The 18027-nt window shown below is 59.0% G+C and carries 16 protein-coding genes; 8 read left to right on the top strand and 8 right to left on the bottom strand.

Translation table 11 applies throughout. From position 1 onward, the window contains the following. Positions 1–7: 7 nt before the first annotated feature. The 5 genes from FFV09_RS04840 to FFV09_RS04820 form a co-directional block, all read right to left on the bottom strand. Complete coding sequence (locus FFV09_RS04840) at positions 8–1009, bottom strand: formylglycine-generating enzyme family protein (RefSeq protein WP_141446629.1); 1002 nt, start codon at positions 1007–1009, stop codon at positions 8–10. 98 nt (positions 1010–1107) lie between these two features. Continuing rightward, positions 1108–1500: a hypothetical protein gene (locus FFV09_RS04835; protein ID WP_141446628.1), complete on the bottom strand. Its 393-nt coding sequence runs from the start codon at positions 1498–1500 to the stop codon at positions 1108–1110. Between the two features lie 106 nt (positions 1501–1606). Continuing rightward, entirely contained in the window at positions 1607–2626 is a 1020-nt protein-coding gene (locus FFV09_RS04830; protein ID WP_141446627.1) for a sensor domain-containing diguanylate cyclase, read from the bottom strand. Positions 2627–2653: 27 nt separating this feature from the next. After that, positions 2654–3454, bottom strand: coding sequence for an alpha/beta fold hydrolase (locus FFV09_RS04825; RefSeq protein WP_141446626.1), 801 nt, complete (start codon positions 3452–3454; stop codon positions 2654–2656). Between the two features lie 215 nt (positions 3455–3669). Then, positions 3670–4809 (bottom strand): alpha/beta hydrolase, encoded by a 1140-nt coding sequence (locus tag FFV09_RS04820; RefSeq protein ID WP_141446625.1) that lies wholly within the window; start codon positions 4807–4809, stop codon positions 3670–3672. 274 nt (positions 4810–5083) lie between these two features. Between FFV09_RS04820 and FFV09_RS04815 the strand changes: the two genes are divergently transcribed. The 3 genes from FFV09_RS04815 (at position 5084) to FFV09_RS04805 (ending at position 8602) form a co-directional block, all read left to right on the top strand. Further along, positions 5084–6091, top strand: coding sequence for a BMP family lipoprotein (locus FFV09_RS04815; protein ID WP_141446624.1), 1008 nt, complete (start codon positions 5084–5086; stop codon positions 6089–6091). Between the two features lie 21 nt (positions 6092–6112). After that, positions 6113–7780, top strand: a complete 1668-nt coding sequence (locus tag FFV09_RS04810) for a methyl-accepting chemotaxis protein (RefSeq protein ID WP_141446623.1) — start codon at positions 6113–6115, stop codon at positions 7778–7780. Positions 7781–8038: 258 nt separating this feature from the next. Further along, on the top strand, positions 8039–8602 hold the full coding sequence (locus FFV09_RS04805) for an NADPH-dependent FMN reductase (RefSeq protein ID WP_141446622.1): 564 nt from the start codon (positions 8039–8041) through the stop codon (positions 8600–8602). A gap of 106 nt (positions 8603–8708) precedes the next feature. On the opposite strand, the gene FFV09_RS04800 is transcribed toward FFV09_RS04805, so the two are convergent. After that, complete coding sequence (locus FFV09_RS04800) at positions 8709–9464, bottom strand: TerC family protein (protein ID WP_141446621.1); 756 nt, start codon at positions 9462–9464, stop codon at positions 8709–8711. A 314-nt stretch (positions 9465–9778) separates the two neighbouring features. Between FFV09_RS04800 and FFV09_RS04795 the strand changes: the two genes are divergently transcribed. Together FFV09_RS04795 and FFV09_RS04790 are read left to right on the top strand one after the other, a co-directional pair. Continuing rightward, the gene (locus FFV09_RS04795) at positions 9779–10588 is read left to right on the top strand and encodes an alpha/beta fold hydrolase (RefSeq protein ID WP_170314940.1); all 810 of its coding nucleotides are present in this window, start codon (positions 9779–9781) and stop codon (positions 10586–10588) included. 809 nt (positions 10589–11397) lie between these two features. Then, positions 11398–12144, top strand: coding sequence for an MORN repeat-containing protein (locus tag FFV09_RS04790; RefSeq protein WP_141446619.1), 747 nt, complete (start codon positions 11398–11400; stop codon positions 12142–12144). A gap of 101 nt (positions 12145–12245) precedes the next feature. Here the strand turns inward: FFV09_RS04790 and FFV09_RS04785 are convergent, their stop codons facing one another. Continuing rightward, the gene (locus FFV09_RS04785; protein ID WP_141446618.1) at positions 12246–12875 is read right to left on the bottom strand and encodes a YfbR-like 5'-deoxynucleotidase; all 630 of its coding nucleotides are present in this window, start codon (positions 12873–12875) and stop codon (positions 12246–12248) included. A 273-nt stretch (positions 12876–13148) separates the two neighbouring features. After that, positions 13149–14516 (bottom strand): APC family permease, encoded by a 1368-nt coding sequence (locus tag FFV09_RS04780; protein WP_246098475.1) that lies wholly within the window; start codon positions 14514–14516, stop codon positions 13149–13151. A gap of 270 nt (positions 14517–14786) precedes the next feature. On the opposite strand from FFV09_RS04780, the gene FFV09_RS04775 reads away from it, so the two are divergent. The 3 genes from FFV09_RS04775 (at position 14787) to FFV09_RS04765 (ending at position 18021) form a co-directional block, all read left to right on the top strand. Further along, on the top strand, positions 14787–16148 hold the full coding sequence (locus tag FFV09_RS04775; RefSeq protein WP_425472266.1) for an extracellular solute-binding protein: 1362 nt from the start codon (positions 14787–14789) through the stop codon (positions 16146–16148). Positions 16149–16229: 81 nt separating this feature from the next. Further along, positions 16230–17123, top strand: coding sequence for a carbohydrate ABC transporter permease (locus FFV09_RS04770; protein WP_141446617.1), 894 nt, complete (start codon positions 16230–16232; stop codon positions 17121–17123). Between the two features lie 16 nt (positions 17124–17139). After that, positions 17140–18021 (top strand): carbohydrate ABC transporter permease, encoded by an 882-nt coding sequence (locus tag FFV09_RS04765; RefSeq protein WP_141446616.1) that lies wholly within the window; start codon positions 17140–17142, stop codon positions 18019–18021. Positions 18022–18027 lie beyond the last annotated feature (6 nt).

The raw sequence follows: 18027 nt of genomic DNA, 5'->3' as shown, positions 1-18027 counted from the left end.
GCGCAGGCTACAGCCTGACGATCCGCCGGAACACGAGCGAGCTCAGCCATTCGCTCCAGTCCAGTTCCGGTTCGAACGGATCGCGGAAAAAGGTTCCGGTCGGCAGGTAAGACGCGAACGGGCCAAATCCGCCGTGCACGTTCGAGCCGCCGTCCCCGCCTTTGCCGGTCCATCCGCCCGCTGTGCGCACCAGCTCTTTTTTGTACGGATCGCCCGGAAAGCACAGGCCGAATCCGTTCGGCTGTTCCAGGTCGTACGCATTCGGCCGCTCCAGGTCGTATGCGCCGGAAGCGGCGGAAGGCAGATGCCGCAGCCGCATCGACGGGTCGATATCGTCGCCCCACGGGAAAAAGGTCCGGCTGCCCGATCCGTACAGATATTCCCATTCGTCTTCGCTCGGAAGATCCAAGCCCGCGCCGATATTGCCGGCGGACCATTCTTCGAAATGTTCGCTGTCGTCGAACGCATACAGCCGGATCGAATCGTGTTCGCGTTCAAGCAGATACTCCTGATCCGATTCGAGGCTGCTATGCGGGGACTGCCGGAAAGCTTCGACGGCTTTCAGCATGTCGGCGTCTTCCGCCGGGTCCAACTCCCCGATCGGCCATTCGTTCCACGCCGCGGACACGCAGCGGCGTTCGACCAGCATCGGGCGGATCTCAGCCCGGCGCACGGGCGATACCCAATCCCGCATCCGCGCTTCGGTCTCTTCCGGCGGCACGCCGAGCTCCCGCAGCAGATGCAGCATCTGCCGGTGCGTGCCGGAAAGCGGCTCCGCCGTGTCGGGTACCGCGTCCCAACCGAGCGTCACCGTATCGCCGGGCACGAAGACAAACTCCGTGTCTTCGCACGCAAACAGGCCGGTCTTTGTCGATAGGCCGAACCGCTCGAAGGTCTCGAGGCCGATCCATTCAAATCCTACTGGCAGTCTTGTGCATAGCAGTTCCATCTGCCGCGTCTTCTCTTGAGCGGTCAACCGGCTCCAGGCCGGGCGGGTCCAGTTCTCCATGCGCATTGGCTCCTTTGCGTGCGGGAATCGGGTTCGTAAACGGAGAATCGCAAGTTATAAATGGGCTCGGGCAGCGGCCAAAGCCTGCCTGCGAATCGTTATAGATTGCCGGCCACCGTAATGAAATCGCCGGCTTCCAGCGCTTCGTTCAGCCAGTCGGCAAACGTGCGTACGAAAGCTTTTTCTTCGGGGTCTGCCGGCGCAAGCCGATTCAGTTCCTCCAAGATCTCCCGCCAGACGGGCTTCGGAACGGCATTGTCCCAACACGGGTCGAACGCCTGCGCAAGCTGCCCTGTCTCGGGGTCCGTAAGCGGATATTGGGTTCGAATCAAGGCGATAACGAACTCGGCGTCGATCTCGTGCAGGAAGACGGACCGGATCTCCGGAGCGCGTTCGCCGTCTCGGACCGGGTAAAACTCGAAGCCGACTCCCCGGCGGGGGCCGGCGTAACGCAGAATCAGCACGCGTGCCGGTTCGGGCTGCGGGGACATGGCTCAACCTGCTTTCCGTAGGAAGGATCGCGGCGGGTCCGCTTCGCGGCCGCCGCGTCTGCCGCCTATTCGAGGCGGGAAAGCGGCCGCGAATAGGCGGCCTCTGTCAATCGCCCGGCGGCAGGTCCCGGGCATGCGTCACCCGGTTGCGGCCGCCGGTCTTGGAGGCGTACAGCGCCAGGTCGGCCCGGTCCAGCAGCGACTCTTCGGTCTCGCCGGCTTCCGCCGAACCGGATTCCGCCGAGCCGGCCGCGGACGTCTCGACGCCGATGCTGACCGTAATGCGGTGCGGGCCGAAGGCCGCGGCTTCGATCAGGCCGCGAATATGCTCCGCCGCCGCGACCGCTTCGGAGCGGCCCCGGCCGGGCAGCAGCACGACGAATTCTTCGCCGCCGAACCGGGCGCATACGTCCTGCGGACCCGATTGTTCGCGCAGCAGGCGGGCAAGCTCGGTCAGCACGAAGTCGCCGACCGGATGCCCGTACGTGTCGTTGATTTTTTTGAAATGGTCGATATCGAGGATCAACAGGGACAGGGAGCCGCCGCCGTTCAGGCTGCCGGCCCATTCGCTGCGCAGGCACGACTGGAAAAAGCGCCGGTTGTGCAAACCCGTTAGCGGATCGGTCGAAGCCAGCGTCTCCAGGCGATCGTTCATCTCCATCAATTCCTGCTGCTTCCGCTCGTATTCGGCGTGCAGCGTCTCCAGCCGGCCGTTCAGCGCGCGGGTCTCCGTGTACAGGTCTTCGAGCTCGCGCTTGCTGCGCAGCGTGTCTTTCTCGTATTCCAGACGCTTGCGCATAAGCAGCGCGATACAGTCGATCGTCCCTTCGCCGCTCTGCTCCCGGCGCATGGCGTTGAGCAGGACCGGCACTTTCTGTTTGTCCGCCGCGCGGAAAGAAAAGTACATCTCGTCCACCCGGCCGTAGAGCTGGATCTGCGGGTAGAAGTACGTATGGAAAAACATTTTGTTGGTGACGGACAGGACCGATTCGAGGTGCTGTCCGACCAGTTCTTCGGCGCTGCCGAGGCCGAGCATGTCGAGAAAATTCCGATTGACCGACCGCACGAATCCCGATTCGGAGATCGAGAAATATCCGCCGGGCACGCGATCCAGATGACTATCCATAATGGGTCTGCCTTTCTTCCGCTGTCCTCAGAGAACGGTCAGGTATTCGTCGATGCGAGAAAACGTTTCGTCCGGTTGGCTGAGCTGCGGATAATGGCCTTTGGCCGTCATATGATTCAGCGTGCTGCCGGCCAGGCGATGATGCAGGAAATCGCCGACTTCGAGCGGAGCGATGCTGTCTTCCGCACACTGGAGAATGAGCGTAGGCACCGTGACCTGGCTCAGGATATCGCGGCAATCGCAGTAAAACGTCACTTCGGCAAACTGACGGGCGATCCGCGGGTCCCGGGACGCGAACTGCTGCTCAAGTTCTTCGGCCAGTTCCGCCCGTTCCGCGTTTTTCATCGCGGCCGGCGCCATATGGCTGGCCCAACCGCTGAAATTGAGCTGCATCATCTCCAGCAGCTCCTCGATGTCTTCGCGGTCGAAGCCTCCGTAGTAGTCCGGGAGATCGTTGAGATAGCGCGGGGAAGGGCCGACCATGATGAGTTGGCCGAAATATTCGGGTCTGCGGATCGAAGCGAGCGCGCCGATCATGCTGCTGACCGAATGGCCGACGAATACGGCGTCTCTTAATTCAAGCGCCTCCATGACTTCCAGCAGGTCGTCGGCATAGCCGTTCAGTTCGCCGTACTTGACCGGATCGTACTGGCCCAGGTCGGAATGTCCGGACCCGACGTAATCGAACAGCACGACGCGATACCGATCGGCAAAACGCGGCGCGACCAGCCTCCACATTTTTTGGTCGCAGCCGAAGCCGTGCCCGAATACGAGCGTGCGGCTGCCGCTTCCGATCACCGTCACATGATTGCGCTTCAAGATATCCATCTTCCGTCTCTCCCTTTTGTCTGTTCCCGCTGCGAAGTGCAGTCTGTCGATATTCATCTCTCAAGTGTCCCATACATAACAAGACGCGTTAAGTGGCTTATTGCTCATTATTATAGGGGAAAATGTCGGATTGTGTAGGGATAAAGAATTGCTATCGTCTCCAAACGGGTTTATCGGCCGACATCTCTGTCGAATAAACGGGCAATCTGTCCGGCCTAGACCGGATGCTTGATCCGCACGTTCTGCGGATAGCGATCTGCCGCTGCTTCGAGCGAAGCTTCGGATCGGCCGCGCACATGCCGGTCGAAAAAGGCCGACAGCAGGTCGGACGTCAGCTGCGACATGACGGAGCCGTCGATCGTGACCGAAGGTTCGATCGTTTTGAGCGGCGCTTCGGCCAGCACGGCCATGTCGCAGAAGAACCAGTGCGTGCTGCCCGAGACGACGGCATACGTCAGGTTCGTATCGTCCGTCCGGAAATTGCCCGGCAGATGGTGCTCCCCGGTGGCCATGACCAGACCCGGCACCGGCATCGTCCGCTCCAGCAGGCCGGCGCCGTACTGCCAGCCGTCGAGGTTGACGGCGGCGAGCACCCGCTCGTCGAGCAGCGCCGTATGCAGCGACGAAGCGCCGCCCAGCGAATGGCCGAACAGGCCGAACCCGCGCAGATCCAATTTGCCGTGCAGGGGAGAATGCGGATCGCTTGCCATCTTTTCGATTTCGTCGAACGCGTCGATCGTATGCCGCGCCCATGCTTCGACCCGTGCGCCGAGTTCGTGCGCGGTGCGCAGATACGCCGAGATCTCTTCGGTCGTCAGCGAATCGGGGTCGCTTTTGCCGATCTCCTGCATGAAGCGCATATTGTCTTCGGTCGCGCGCCGGACGGTGTCCGGATTGATCCCGACCCGGCTGCCGTCGCGAAGTACGGTGCAGAACGCGTCGCCCGGATGCGACATCGCGAAGACGACGTAGCCGCGGCTGGCCAGTTCTTCGTGCTGGATCAGGTTCGACAGCGCAAAGGACATGTAGCCGTGCGAATAGACCAGCACGGGGAAGCGCTCGCCGTCAAGGTCCGCGACGGGCGCCTGCGCAAATCCATGCGTCGGCATGACCGCCATCGCGTGCAGCAGCGCGCCGAACGGTTCGAACATCGGCAGGCTCGCCTGCATGTCGGCCATTTGCGGATCGGGGTAGTAAGGCGCCGGACGGCCGAGCGCGGACCGGGCCGGATAGAAGCAGCGGAAGCTGATCTCTTCGGCGCCTCCGCCGGGTACAGGCGAAGCGAACGTGCCGTCCAGGAAGCCGACGGCATAAGGGCCGGAAGGGGCCGGCAGGCGCAGATGAGGCAAAGTCATAGGATCTCCTTCTTTCTTCGGTTCGGATGGTCTCCATTATATCGGACAAAGCGGCCGCAAATCCAAAACGGCGTTTGCCATCAGACTTGATTATCTGAAAAAGCTATAGCACTATCCCTTAAATTTCCTTTTAAAACGGTTTCGACGTCTTTTTCGGCTTTAATGCTTCGCCCGGCTAAATAAAATCGGTTTTTGCGTGAATTTGTTCTAACAAGTTAGCGCTTATCGGGCGATAAATGAAGAAGAGTTGTAGACCATTTAATGGGGTGTAAATATGCAAAAAGTCAAATTAGCCAAGCATCTGACCTGGATTACCGCCTTGGCCTCGCTGCTGCTGCTCTCGGCATGCGGTTCTCAAGAAACGCCGGCGGCTTCGGCCGCGGAACGCCCGGAAGTCGGCGTCGTCTTGTCCGACGTCGGTCTCGGCGACCAGTCTTACAGCGACGCCGCTTTCCGCGGATTGGTCAAAGCGCGCGACGATCAGGGCATCTTGTTCGATTATCGCGAGATCGATCGGGCGGGCAGTTACGACGAGGCGTTCAAGCAGCTGATCGAGAAAGACAACGACTTGATCATCGGCCTCGGATACATGGTCAAAGAAAGTCTGGAAACGGCCGCCAAAGCGCATCCCGACAAGCAGTTTCTGATCGTCGACGACACGTCGGAGCTGCCGAACGTCGCTTCGCTCACGTTCAAGGAAGAAGAAGGCAGTTATCTTGCCGGCGTCGCGGCGGGCTTGGCTTCCAAAAGCGGCAAAGTCGGATTTCTCGGCGGCGTCGAATCGGACCTGCTCAAAAAGTTCCAGTTCGGCTACGAGCAGGGCGTCAAAGCGGCGAATCCGGCAGCCACTGTCAAATCGGTCTATGCCGGCGACTTCGGCGACTCGAAGCTCGGTTCGACGATCGCGTCTTCCATGATGCAAACAGACGGGATCGACGTCATCTACGCGGCAGCGGGTCTGACGGGAGTCGGCGCGCTGCAGGAAGCGGAGCGTCAAGGCAAGTATGCGATCGGCGTCGATACGGACCAGTTCTTTATCGCGGAAAAAGCGGTCATCACGTCGATGGTCAAAAACGTCGACAATGCCATTTTTACCGCGGTTGGCACGTTCAACGACAATAAAGGGACTTTTCCGCAAAAAGATATGGTATTCGGCCTCAAGGAAGAAGGCGTAGGCATCGCGCCGATTAGAGCCGTTACCTTGACGCCTCAGCAACAAGCGCAGATCGAAGAGCTGACGAAAAGCCTGATCTCGGGCGAAATCGCCATTCAGCTTCCCTAAAACCGGACGGAGGAAACAGTCATGAAACTACAGGGTAAACTGCTCTTCAACGCCATGATTTCGCTCGTGGCTTCCTTGGCGCTCGTCGCCTATATCATCGTGCAGCTGCTTCAGATCAATTCCCAGAACCGGACGCTTGTGCCGGACATGCTGAATGTGCAGCAGCTGAGCGCGGATCTGGACCAGCTGAGCCAGTCGCTGGACGGCTACTCGTTCTCGATGACCGAGAGCAACAAATCCGAAGTGACCGGACATATCGCAACGGTCGAAGCTACGCTTGGCCAACTGACGGACAGCGAAGACAGCAGCCTCGATACGCCGGAGCAGCTGAACTGGCTGGCTTCGATCGACGAGAAGTTCACGGAATTGTCGGAGCAATCGCTGCAGGCGATCGGCAGTCAGAACAGCCCGGAAGCGAAGCGCCAAGCCGCGCGCATTCAAGGTATCCAGAACGACGCGTACCGGCTGGACGTCCTGACCAAGCAGCATTACGACGCCTACACCGCCGACCTGACGGCCAGTATTCAACTGACGTGGCAGATCGCGCTGGCGGGCGCGGCGGTGCTGCTGATCGCGCTCAGCTGGTTCAACGCCCGATTCGCACGCAAGCTGGCGCAGCGTATCCGCACGATGAAAGACGCGGCCGTGCGGATCGCGGACGGGGACCTGAGCCTGCATCTGGAAAAATCGACAGGCCGCGACGAACTGGACGAGCTGAATAACGCGTTCGGCGTCATGGTCGACAATCTGCGCGGTATCGTGCGCTCGATCGAGAACAGCGGAGGCGTGCTGGATCGCGTCGCTGCGGAACTCGACGGACAGAACGACAAAATGCAGGAGATCGTCTCCCAGGTGGCGACGTCCACCGAGGAGCTGGCGATCGGCAGCCAGCGCATCGCGGAAGACCTCGGCCACACGGTGGAAGTGGTTGACGGCATGCAGCGCAATTTCGAAGTGAACCTGGAAGAGACCGTCCAGTCTTCGACCGCTACCGAAGAAGCGCTGAACTTCGTCGAGCACGGCGAAGCGGTCATGCGCGAACAGCTGCGCATTACGAGCGTGAACCGTTCCGCGATGGCGGAAGTCGAGCAGACGGTGCGCGAGCTTGAGCACAATGCCGGACGGATCTCGCTCATGACGGAGCATGTGGCCCAGATCGCCAAGCAGACGACGCTGCTGTCGCTCAACGCTTCGATCGAAGCGGCGCGCGCCGGCGAGGCGGGCAGAGGCTTCGCCGTGGTCGCGGGCGAAGTGAACAAGCTGGCGGACCAGTCCGATTCGGCCGCCCGCGAGATTTTTACCGCCGTGGAAGAGATCGCCGCTTCCATGCAGCGCGTCAAAGGTTCGGTCGGCCAGAGCCTCGACCTGTTCCGGCAGCAGGAAGAAGCTTCCGCGACGACGGAGCGTTCGTTCGGCGCGATCAGCGGCAAAGTGCGGCAGATCGCCGGCAGCGTCGGCAAGCTGTCCGACGACATGGAACAGTCGCGCCGCCTGAGCATGCAGGTGCAGCAGGCGATCGAGAATATCAGCGCCGTGACCGAGCAGTCGGCCGCCGGCAGCGAAGAGATTACCGCGTCCACCGACGAACAGAAACGTTCGTTCGAGGAGATCGGCGGCAAGGTCAAAGAGCTGCTTCAGGTGCGCGAGGAAATGCAGCGGGAACTGAACCGTTTCCGGCTGGACGCTTAGAACAGACGAACGTACGCACAAACGCACAAACAAACAGACGAAAAACCGGACAGGTCCTTGAGGACTTGTCCGGTTTTTTGATCTATTTTACACGAAAAATAATTATATATAAAAAAGTAAGTAAAAAGTATTGCTTAGCGAAAAAGGCTGTGCTATGATTCGTTTATAACAAAAAGTTAGTTAAAGATAAATATAAAGTCAAAGAAATTCGTCAAATCAAATAAGCCAAACAAATCGATCTAAATGGAGGAATCAATCATGGAAAAGTTGAATATCGGCATCATTTTGGGAAGTACGCGTCAAGGTCGTCTGAGCCCGCAGGTGGGCGAGTGGGTACAGCGGATCGCGGACGAGCGCGGAGACGCGAATTATCAGATCGTGGACATCGCGGATTACCGTCTGCCGCTGCTGGGCGAAGCCGACGCGGCCGAAGGCGCCGCAGCCTGGAACGCCAAGCTGGCCGAGTTGGACGGATTCGTCTTCATCGTGCAGGAGTATAACCACAGCCTGTCGGCTTCGCTCAAGAACGCGTTGGACTACGCCCGCGAAGCATGGAACAACAAAGCGGCCGGCATCGTGAGCTACGGTTCCGTAGGCGGCGCGCGCGCAGCCGAACATCTGCGCGGCATTTTGGGCGAACTGTCGGTAGCCGACGTCCGCGTCCATCCGGCGCTGTCGCTGTTCACCGACTTCGAGAACGGTTCGGTGTTCAAGCCCGCCGACCTGCATCTCGTGAACCTCAACGGTATGCTCGATCAAGTCCTCGCCTGGAGCGGAGCGCTCAAGCCGCTGCGCGTACCGGCTGCGCCTGCCGCTTTGTAACTTGCCGGTTTTCCCGGCCGCGGCGCAATACCGATACGAAAAAGGCCCTATCCCGTCAACGACGGGAAGGGCCTTTTGGTATGAAATCGGAAAACGGAAAGACCGCTTAATGCGCGGCGTTTTTGCTGACGCGAATCCGGTTGATCAAGAACGTGATCGCGAATACGGCTACGAGAATAATAAAGAACGTCGCATGTCCCATATGGTAGATGTCGGCGGTGTCGAGAATCATCTTGACGCCGATAATGAAGATCAGGACGAAAGCCGCATTTTCAAGTTCCGGAATTTTGTCCATGAGCTTGAGAATGAACGTAGCGACCAGACGCATCATCAGGATGCCGAGCAGACCGCCGGCGATCAGGATCCACGGGTTCGGCGAGACGGCGAACGCGGCCAGGATCGAGTCGATCGAGAACGCGATGTCCATCATTTCGACCGTGATGATCGTGCGTACGAACAGGCTGAGGCCCGTCTTGGCGAGCATCTTCTGCAGGCCCGATTCTTCTTCGTTCTCTTCGTCGTCGCCGTCTTTGGCTCTGGATTTATCCCAGAAGTGCTTGATGGCGATCCAGAGCAGGTACGCGGCGCCGATATATTTGACCCAGGCGATCTGGACCAGATAGATGCCGACTCCGATTGCGATGATCCGGAAGACGTAAGCGCCCCATAATCCGTAGAGCAGCGCTTTTTTTCTCTGCTTTTCGGGGAGCTTGTTGACGATGGCGGCGAGAACAAGCGCGTTATCGGCCGACAACAGTCCTTCGATGACGATCAGCGACAAAATGAATCCCCAACCCTGGAGCGTGCCGAACGCTTCGAGGAAGGTGCTCATTTCGAACAAATGACTGTAGCCCATTTCCATTTCCGTTACAATCCTTTCGGGGTGATATGTTGGTAGTTACACTTGCCTGTCGGTACTACGGGAAGCGGGCGGTTTCGTTTCAAATTTTTCCGGAAAAAATAAAAAAAGAACGCGAAGGTCCCGAATTCCCCGCCGTTACGCGCGAAGTTTCCTCTGGCATACGTGAAAGTGTACCATATTTATCGAAAAAGGGAACAAGTATTTACATATGGGCGGAAAGTGGCGCGAAGAAGCTGCAAAGATTCGGAAAAGAGCAAGGGCGGGTAACGGGTAAGAGAGCATCCAAACAGGCGAAGAAGGGCGGCGGGTCATTCATGAATCGAACGGGCATCTATACGATCGGAGGCATCCGGTTCCATATCTCGGTGCAGGGCGAAGGCAGTCCGCTCGTGCTGCTGCACGGCGAACATTGCAATCTGGACGTCTGGGACGACCAGGTCCGGGTGCTGGCGCGCAGCTTCACCGTCATTCGCTACGATCGGCGCGGGTACGGTCGCAGCGAGGCTGTCTCCGGACCGTTCAGCCCGTATCTCGATCTCAAAGCGATCCTCGATTATTTCGGCCTGCGCCGCGCTTCGATCATCGGAGCGTGTACCGGGGGCGCGATCGCGATCGATTTTGCGCTGGCCCATCCGGAATACGTCGAGCAGCTCGTGCTCGTCTCGCCGTGGCTGAACGGCACGATTCCGCCGCCGCAGATGATCTGGGAACGCTTCGGCGATGCCCGCCGCGTCCGGCGCGAAGGCATCGAGCGCGCGGCCGCCCGATTCCTGCGCAGCCGCTACTGGCGCCACACCGTGCCGCGCGAACGCGGCGCGCGGGCGCGGTTCAAGGAGATGTATCTCGGCGGGGCGGTACGCTACGCTTCCCGCCCCGCGATGGAGCGCCCGCTGCTGAGCCAATCGCGCCGGCGGCTGGGCGAGATCGGCTGCCCGGTGCTGATCGTGATGGGCGAATGGGATTCGTCGTTCAACCGCAAGCTGTGCCGGTATGCGCACGAGAAGATTCTGCATTCGTCGCTGATCCGGATGGAAGGCTGCGGCCACCTGCCCCAGCTCGACCATCCGCTCGAATTTTCGGCGATCGCGCTCAGCGCGCTGAAAGCTTCGGCGGACCGGCGTTAGCGGCCGGGCTGTGCGAAGCGGGCCGCTATGCGAAGCGGACTTGGCGTAAAGCCCGGCCGCTTGAGCGGGTATGGACGGGGACGAGCGGGCATGAAGGAGTATGAGCGGGTATAGACGGGGACGGACAGGCAAAGACGGAATCGATAGGATGAACGGGGACGGGGACGACAGGGACGGACAGGGATGAGTGGAATCGATGGAATGAACGGGGACGGACAGGGACTAGTGGAATCGATAAAATGAACGAAGTCGATAGTAATGAACGGGACGAACGTATTCGACAAGGATCCACCGGATTGTTAGGAATAAACAAGATGAACGGTATGCCCGGGGTACGAATCGAATGAACGGGGTGAACAGAAGTGAGCGCAATCGACAGGAATCAACCGGATCGACAGGAATGAACAGGATGCACGAAACGCCCGGGGTACGAATCGAATTACGCCCGGACGCGAATCGAATTAACTGCGTGAGCGCACTTATTTTGCCGAAAAGCCGGGAGGAAAGTGAATAACTGCGTAGAAGCATTTATTTTGCGGAAAAAAGGAGTTTGGGATGCCTATATGAGGAAATAACTGCTCCTACGCAGCTATTCCGTCTAAAATAGAATAATAGAGGGAAATAGGTGCTCCTACGCAGTTATTTCGTCCAAAGCGGACGAAAAGAGCGATAACAGCGGGTCTCATGCCGTTATCGGGAATTTGAACCGCTATCGGGATTTCGGATTTTTTCCGATATCCAAACGAGTCCCCTCCAAACCCGGCCCATCCCCTATTTCAAGCCCAAGGCGAAAGGAAGATCCGACACCCATGAACAACAAAAAGCTGCTTACGCTGCTGCTCGTCGCGGCCGTGCCGCTGGCCGGACTGGCTCCGCTGCCGCTGCCTGCGGTTACCTCTTCGGCGCAGGCGGCTTCCGCCAAGCAAGCGCTGAAGCTGCCGTCCGGCGCAAGCTATTACGGCGAAGTCCGAAACGGACAGCCGCACGGACGCGGCACGCTCGCATGGAGCCCAAGCAAGACCTATTCCGGCACGTTCAAGTCCGGCAAACGCAGCGGCACAGGCAAATACGTCAATACGTATCTCGATTCCGCCACGGGCCGGCTGCACAAAATCGTCTACAACGGCACATGGAGCGCCGACGAGATGAACGGCAGAGGCGTATGGACCGAGCAGGTGTACGCTCCGGACGGTCTCATGTTCTCGAACGGGATTCGTACCGGCCTGTTTGCGCAGAACAAATTGAATCAAGGCTACCAGGTGGTCCACGCCCAGGCCGACCCGGATTACAGCTTCTCGTACCGGAGCCCCGGCTTCCGGCTCGACGTGCTTGGCAGCAACGTCAGCCCGCTCGCCGATTGGCGCAGCGGGACGCTGTTCGACGTGCGCTATCGCAAAGGCTCGATCCGCCACGACTATTCGCTCTTCCAGGGGTCGACGCCCGCAGAGGAGAAGCGGCGCCTTGCGTCGCTGCGCTATCTGCTCGGCGTCACCGACGAGGTCGCGCCGTATCTGCGGCAGTTCCGCGCGCTGTCGCAAGACCTGCCGCTGGACTGACAGGCGCCACGACAAAAAAATTCCCTGGACGTTGTCCGGGAATGCCTGCTTGGCCGTGAACGGCCGCCGGGCGTGTATGCCGCTGCGGCTTGCGTTGTTCCTTACAGGGCCAACGCTTCTTCCGTGATGCGCTTGATATCGACCGGCGAGAGCGTTTCTTCGTTGACCATTTCCGGCAAAATATGATCCAGGAAATAATCGACGCAGGCCAGCTTGATCCGCTTGATCTTGACGAGCGCGTTGCGGTACATGACGACGAACTCTTTTTCCGTATTGCCTTTTTGCAGTTCGGCGAACGCTTCGTACACCTGATCCATTTTGTCCGCGACTTCGAGAATCAGGCCTTCGATCGAATCGTCCTTGCCTTCGCGCAGCTGTCTGCGGAACGTCGGCTTGAAGTCTTCCGGAATATTTTCCTCGATAAAATGCGCGATCATGCCTTCTTCGACCTGCTGGATCAGCTGGCGGAGTTCCGGGGAAGAATGCTTGACCGGCGTTTTGATGTCTCCGATAAAAATTTCGCCGTAGTCGTGGCTGCTCGTAATTTCGTACAGCTTTTTCCAGTCGATCACGGCACCGTGCTGTTCTTCGATATCGGCGAGCGTCTTGGCGTACTGCACCACTTTCCAGGAGTGCGCGGCCACGCTGTGCTGTTCGAACTTGAATTTGCCGGGGCAGCGGATAATGCGTTCCAGCCCGTCGAGCGAGCGGAAGTAACGATGGATTCCCATGGCTTGTCCTTCTTTCCTCATCGATAGGGTAGCGTGCGGGTCTAGATAGTGCCAGTATACCTTCGGCTTGTTTGCGGGAAGTCAACGGACGGTCAAGCGGGGGTCAAAGTTAACAGGCGCGGGCAGGACTTGCGGAGCGCAGCGGATAGGAAGGCAGTCCGGGAAAAGAGCGCAAAAACACGAAAAAGGTCCGACCTCGCGGTCGGGCCTTTTGCATGTCTTGGAGCGGACGAGGGATGGATATAGGCGATTTTTGCCGTAGGCAATCACGCGTTATGCGCGTTTTCTCTTCATATAATAGAACACCGGCAGCCCGATCAGCGTGATACCGATACCGATCAGCGAACGGCCGGGACTCTCGAGCAGCGTGCTGCCCAAAATGTACAGGCCGCCGGCGATCCCGATCATCGGGGTCAGCGGATACAGCGGCACCCGGTAACGCCCGGGCTGCGCGGGGATGCGGCGGCGCAGCAGGAACACGCCGAACACGCCCGCCGTGAAAAAGATCCACAGCACGAACACGAGCAGATCGGTCAGCGTGTTGAACGTGCCCGAGAAAATGTAGAAAATCGCGAGTGCGGCCTGGAAGATCAGGGCGTTCGCCGGCGTGCCGAAGCGCGGATGAATGCGCCGCAGAAAAGGCGAGAACGGCGCGATGCCGCGTTCGCCCATCGCCTGCGGCACGCGGGCCGCGGTCATCAGGTAGCCGTTCAGCGCGCCGAGCACGGAGACGATGATGCCGGCGGTGATGAACGCGCCGCCCCCGCTGCCGAGCAGCGCTTCGGCCGCATCGGCGCCCGGCGTCGGCGACGAGACGATCTGCTCGAACGGCAGCGCGCGGAAGATCGCGAGATTGAACAGTACGTAGACTACGATGACGAACGAGACGCCGATCAGGATGACTTTGGGCAGCGTCTTGGCCGGGTTCTTCATCTCGCCGGCCATGTTCGTGACGCCGATCCAGCCGTCATAAGCCCACAGCGTGCCGAGGATGGCGGCGCCGAAGCCGGCGGCTCCCGCCGCTCCCGCCGTCAGGCCGGAGACGCCGGCGAAGCCCGGTTGGCTGCCCGACAGCAGCCCGAACGCGATAATGCCGACGACCGGAACTAGCTTGCCCGCGGTCGCCAGCAGTTGAATCACGCCACCGTATGTGGTCGAGACGACGTTCATGCCCAGAATGAACAGCAGGATGCCGATCGCGAGCCCTTTTTGCTGAAGATCGTTCATCGGCAGGAAGTAGCCCGAGTATGAAGCGAAAGCGATCGCGAGCGCTGCCACCGAAGCGTGATACGAGATGACCGCCTGCACCCAGCCGAGCAGAAAGCCGGCCGTCTCGCCGTACAGCTCTTCGAGGTAGGCGTACAAGCCGCCCGCTTTCGGAATCGCGGCGGCGATCTCCGCGACGGACAGCGCGGAAGCGAGCGTGATGATGCCGCCCGCGATCCAGGCCAGCAGGCTCATCCAGGGCGAGCCGGCGCTGGCCAGCACGATGCCCGGCTTCAGGAACAGGCCGGAACCGATAATCATGCCGACGACGATCGCCATCGCTTCGAGGAAGGTCACCGATTTTTTGAGGGAAGAAGAAGACGCGGGGAAGCCGGAGTCCGGGGCTTCCGCGGCAGGTGGAACTTTTTTGGACAAGGGAATCACGTTTCCTTTCGCATGCGGATCATCGGTGCGACGATGCACCGCGAAGACGCGATGCAAGGCAGAGACCGACCGAACCATTTTACCACTTTTTGCGCATGAGGAATATGAGATTCGTCGTTTCTTTTTACGAAACGATTCGACCGCAGCATCACGAAAAAACAAACATCACCCCTGAATAATTTCCATTGTATGCGTTTACAGAAAAAGCCATAATGACTTTAGCAAGAAGAAACAGACCACGAATCAAGGGGAGGAAATAGCGTGACAAAGAGAAAAACGAAATGGTTCGGCCTGGCAATGACGGGGATGCTGGCAGTCAGCCTCAGCGCGTGCGGCGGCGGAGGAACGACGGCAAACAACGCGGCGGGCGGGGATGCGGCGGCCGATCCGGCCAAAACGGACAGCGCACCGGCCGGCGAAAAAGTGACGATCACGTTCCAGAACATCTATCCGGACGCAAGCGACCCGAAAAACCAGATGATGAAAAAGATCGTCGAGCAGTACGAGAGCGACAATCCGAACGTGACGATCGAACTCGATTCGCTCAACACGGACCAGCAGAAGCTGAAGCTCAAAACGCAGGCCGCTTCCAAGGAAGTGCCGGACATCACGGTCGTCAACCCGGCCGCGCAGATGCAGCCGTTCGTCGATGCCGACCTGTTCGCCCCGCTCAACGACATGGTCGAAGAGAACGGACTCAAAGACACGTTCCAATCCGGCATTCTCGATTACTACACGTTCGACGACAATCTGTACGCGCTGCCGGACGGTAACAACATCGGCGTCGTGTACTACAACAAGAAGCTGATGGAACAAGGCGGCGTGGAAGTGCCGACGACGTTCGAAGAGATGGTCGAAGCGATCAAGACGCTCAAATCCAAAGGCATCCAGCCTATGGTTATCGGCGAAAAAGACAGCTGGACCGGCTCGTTCCTCTTCATGAACATCCTGCTGAGAACGAACGGCGGACCGGGCTTCCTGCAGGACGTGCTCGACGGCAAAAAAACGTTCGAAGATCCGGCTTATGTCGAAGCGATCTCGGCGTTCCAACAGCTCGTTGACGCAGGCGCGTTCCAGGACGGAGCGACTTCGTTCGACTATAACGCGGGTGAGAACCTGTTCAAGACCGGTACCGCGGCCATGTACTTCATGGGCAGCTGGGCGACAGGCGGCATCGAGACCGCCGAAGTGAGCAAAGACGGCAACGTCGGCGTCTTCCAGTTCCCGACCGTCGGCGGCAAAGGCAACCCGGACGAATTCATGCTGGCACCGGGCAGCGCGTTCGCGATCTCCAAAGACAGCGAGCATCTGGAAGAAACGAAAGCTTTCCTCAACTACTTCATGCTGAACTTCCCCAAAGAAGCGTTTGAAGCCAAAGGCGCGGTCGGTATCGCCCAGAACGTGGACGGCGACTTCAAAGCCGCCGGTTATTCCGAGATGGCGATGAACGTACTGGACCTGTTCAAAAAGGTCAAAGGCGGAGACCTGGCGTTCGACAACACGATGAATCCGGCAACGACGCAGGTTCACCTGTCGGGCACGCAGAGCCTGTTCGTCGAACAAAAAGACGCTGCCGCGGTAGCCAAAGAGCTGCAGGCCGCCTACGAACAAAACAAAAAATAACGGCAAGCAGGCGGAAAACGAGAAGGGGACCTGCGGTCCCCTTCTCTTCGTCGGCTGCTCCCCGAGGAGGCGAACTTTCGCATGAACGTATTGAAAGTCTCCCGCTGGACGATCGCGGCTTTTATCCTGCCGTGTCTGATCGTCTATGTCGGTCTCGTGTTCGTCCCGATTCTCGTCTCGCTGTACAGCGGGCTGCTGGATTGGAACGGAATCGGCCAATCGACTTTTGTCGGGCTCGATAACTACGTCAAAATGTTTACGAACGATCCCGTATTCTGGCCTTCGCTGCGCCGCACGTTCACGCTGGCCGGCTTCTCGATGCTCGTGCAGGTGCCGATCGCTTTGCTGGTCGCGATCTTGATCACCCGCTTCGTCCGTCGCCCGAACTTCCTCGTGTCCAGCTATTTCCTGCCGGTCATTCTGTCCGTCGCCATCATCGGCCAGCTGTGGAAAACGGTGTACAACCCGGCTTCGATGGGCGGCATGATCAACCAGATCCTGACGAGCGTCGGGCTGGAATCGTGGACCCATTCGTGGCTGACCGAGCCGAAGATCGCCATTTACGCGATCATTCTCGTCTCGCTGTGGCAGTATCTCGGGTATCATATCCTGATTCAGTTCACGGGCATCCAGAACATCCCGGGCGAGATTTACGAAGCGGCGAAGATCGACGGCGCGGACGGATTCAAGGCGGACCGTTACATCACGCTGCCGATGGTGCTGCCGATCCTGAAGATCTCGATCGTCCTGTCGTTTATCGGCTCGCTCCAGTCGTTCGACCTGATCATGGTCATGACGGGCGGCGGCCCGGCGCACGCGACCGAAGTGCTCGCCAGCCACATGTACAATATGTCGTTCCTGACGATGCAGTACGGCTACGGCAGCTCGATCGCCAACGTCCTGATCACCGTCTGCCTGATCGCCACGATCCTGATCAATCTGCTGTTCACGCGTCTGGAAAAACGGTATACGTAGAAAGGGGGCTCCGTCCATGAGCCAGTTCGCAAGTTCCGCGGGTTCGAAGCCCGCGCTCAAAGTCCGCAGCCGGCGTATCTCGCCGAAGACGCTTATCGCGTACCTGTTCTTCGGCGTGCTGCTCGTCACGCAGCTCTATCCGCTGCTGTGGCTGCTGATCTATTCCCTCAAGACGAACGAAGAGATTTTGTCGGGCAGCTTCTTCACCCTTCCGGCCGAATGGCAGTGGAGCAATTACCAGGGCGCGATCGAAGGCGGCAGCTATTTCCGCTATCTCGGCAACAGCCTGTTCGTCACCGTCACGACGATGATCTGCGTCCTGCTGCTCGCTTCGCTGGCGGCGTTCGCGATCAGCCGTTTCCGCTGGAAGTACGGCCAGTTCGTCATGCTGCTGTTCCTGCTCGGGATGATGATTCCGATGCAGGGGACGCTGCTGCCGCTGATGATCATTTTCAAAAACCTGCATGTGCTCAACACCCATCTGGCGCTTATCCTGCCGTATGTCGCGTTCCAGATGCCGATCGCCGTCTTCATCCTCAGCGGATTCCTGCGCACCATTCCGCACGAAATCGAAGAGTCCGCGATTATGGACGGCGCCGGCGCGTTCCGCATCTTCCGCAGCATCATCCTGCCGGTGTCGATCCCGCCGATGATGACCGTCTGCATCCTGACGTTTATCAACGTCTGGAACGAGTATATCCTGGCCGCGACGTTCATCTCTTCGGAACGGTTGAAGACGCTGCCGTTCGGCGTCTACAGCTTCGTCAGCCAATATTCGGTCAATTACGGCGCGATCGGAGCATTCCTCGTGCTGGCCGCCCTGCCGGTCATTCTGGTCTACTTCCTGCTTGCAGAAAAAATTACCAAAGGCATGGTGGCAGGTGCGGTTAAGGGTTAAGATGAA

Origin of the sequence: Saccharibacillus brassicae (genome assembly GCF_006542275.1) — a bacterium.
Taxonomy (GTDB): domain Bacteria; phylum Bacillota; class Bacilli; order Paenibacillales; family Paenibacillaceae; genus Saccharibacillus; species Saccharibacillus brassicae.
This window is presented reverse-complemented; position numbering and strand designations above follow the sequence as displayed.

Bases quoted from the DNA above. Each gene is read 5' to 3' on its own strand.
- FFV09_RS04820 (WP_141446625.1), bottom strand. From the start codon at position 4,809: ATGACTTTGCCTCATCTGCGCCTGCCGGCCCCTTCCGGCCCTTATGCC.
- FFV09_RS04810 (WP_141446623.1), top strand. From the start codon at position 6,113: ATGAAACTACAGGGTAAACTGCTCTTCAACGCCATGATTTCGCTCGTG.
- FFV09_RS04770 (WP_141446617.1), top strand. From the start codon at position 16,230: ATGAACGTATTGAAAGTCTCCCGCTGGACGATCGCGGCTTTTATCCTG.
- FFV09_RS04830 (WP_141446627.1), bottom strand. From the start codon at position 2,626: ATGGATAGTCATCTGGATCGCGTGCCCGGCGGATATTTCTCGATCTCC.
- FFV09_RS04840 (WP_141446629.1), bottom strand. From the start codon at position 1,009: ATGGAGAACTGGACCCGCCCGGCCTGGAGCCGGTTGACCGCTCAAGAG.
- FFV09_RS04790 (WP_141446619.1), top strand. From the start codon at position 11,398: ATGAACAACAAAAAGCTGCTTACGCTGCTGCTCGTCGCGGCCGTGCCG.
- FFV09_RS04835 (WP_141446628.1), bottom strand. From the start codon at position 1,500: ATGTCCCCGCAGCCCGAACCGGCACGCGTGCTGATTCTGCGTTACGCC.
- FFV09_RS04785 (WP_141446618.1), bottom strand. From the start codon at position 12,875: ATGGGAATCCATCGTTACTTCCGCTCGCTCGACGGGCTGGAACGCATT.
- FFV09_RS04800 (WP_141446621.1), bottom strand. From the start codon at position 9,464: ATGGAAATGGGCTACAGTCATTTGTTCGAAATGAGCACCTTCCTCGAA.
- FFV09_RS04805 (WP_141446622.1), top strand. From the start codon at position 8,039: ATGGAAAAGTTGAATATCGGCATCATTTTGGGAAGTACGCGTCAAGGT.
- FFV09_RS04815 (WP_141446624.1), top strand. From the start codon at position 5,084: ATGCAAAAAGTCAAATTAGCCAAGCATCTGACCTGGATTACCGCCTTG.
- FFV09_RS04795 (WP_170314940.1), top strand. From the start codon at position 9,779: ATGAATCGAACGGGCATCTATACGATCGGAGGCATCCGGTTCCATATC.
- FFV09_RS04765 (WP_141446616.1), top strand. From the start codon at position 17,140: ATGAGCCAGTTCGCAAGTTCCGCGGGTTCGAAGCCCGCGCTCAAAGTC.
- FFV09_RS04825 (WP_141446626.1), bottom strand. From the start codon at position 3,454: ATGGATATCTTGAAGCGCAATCATGTGACGGTGATCGGAAGCGGCAGC.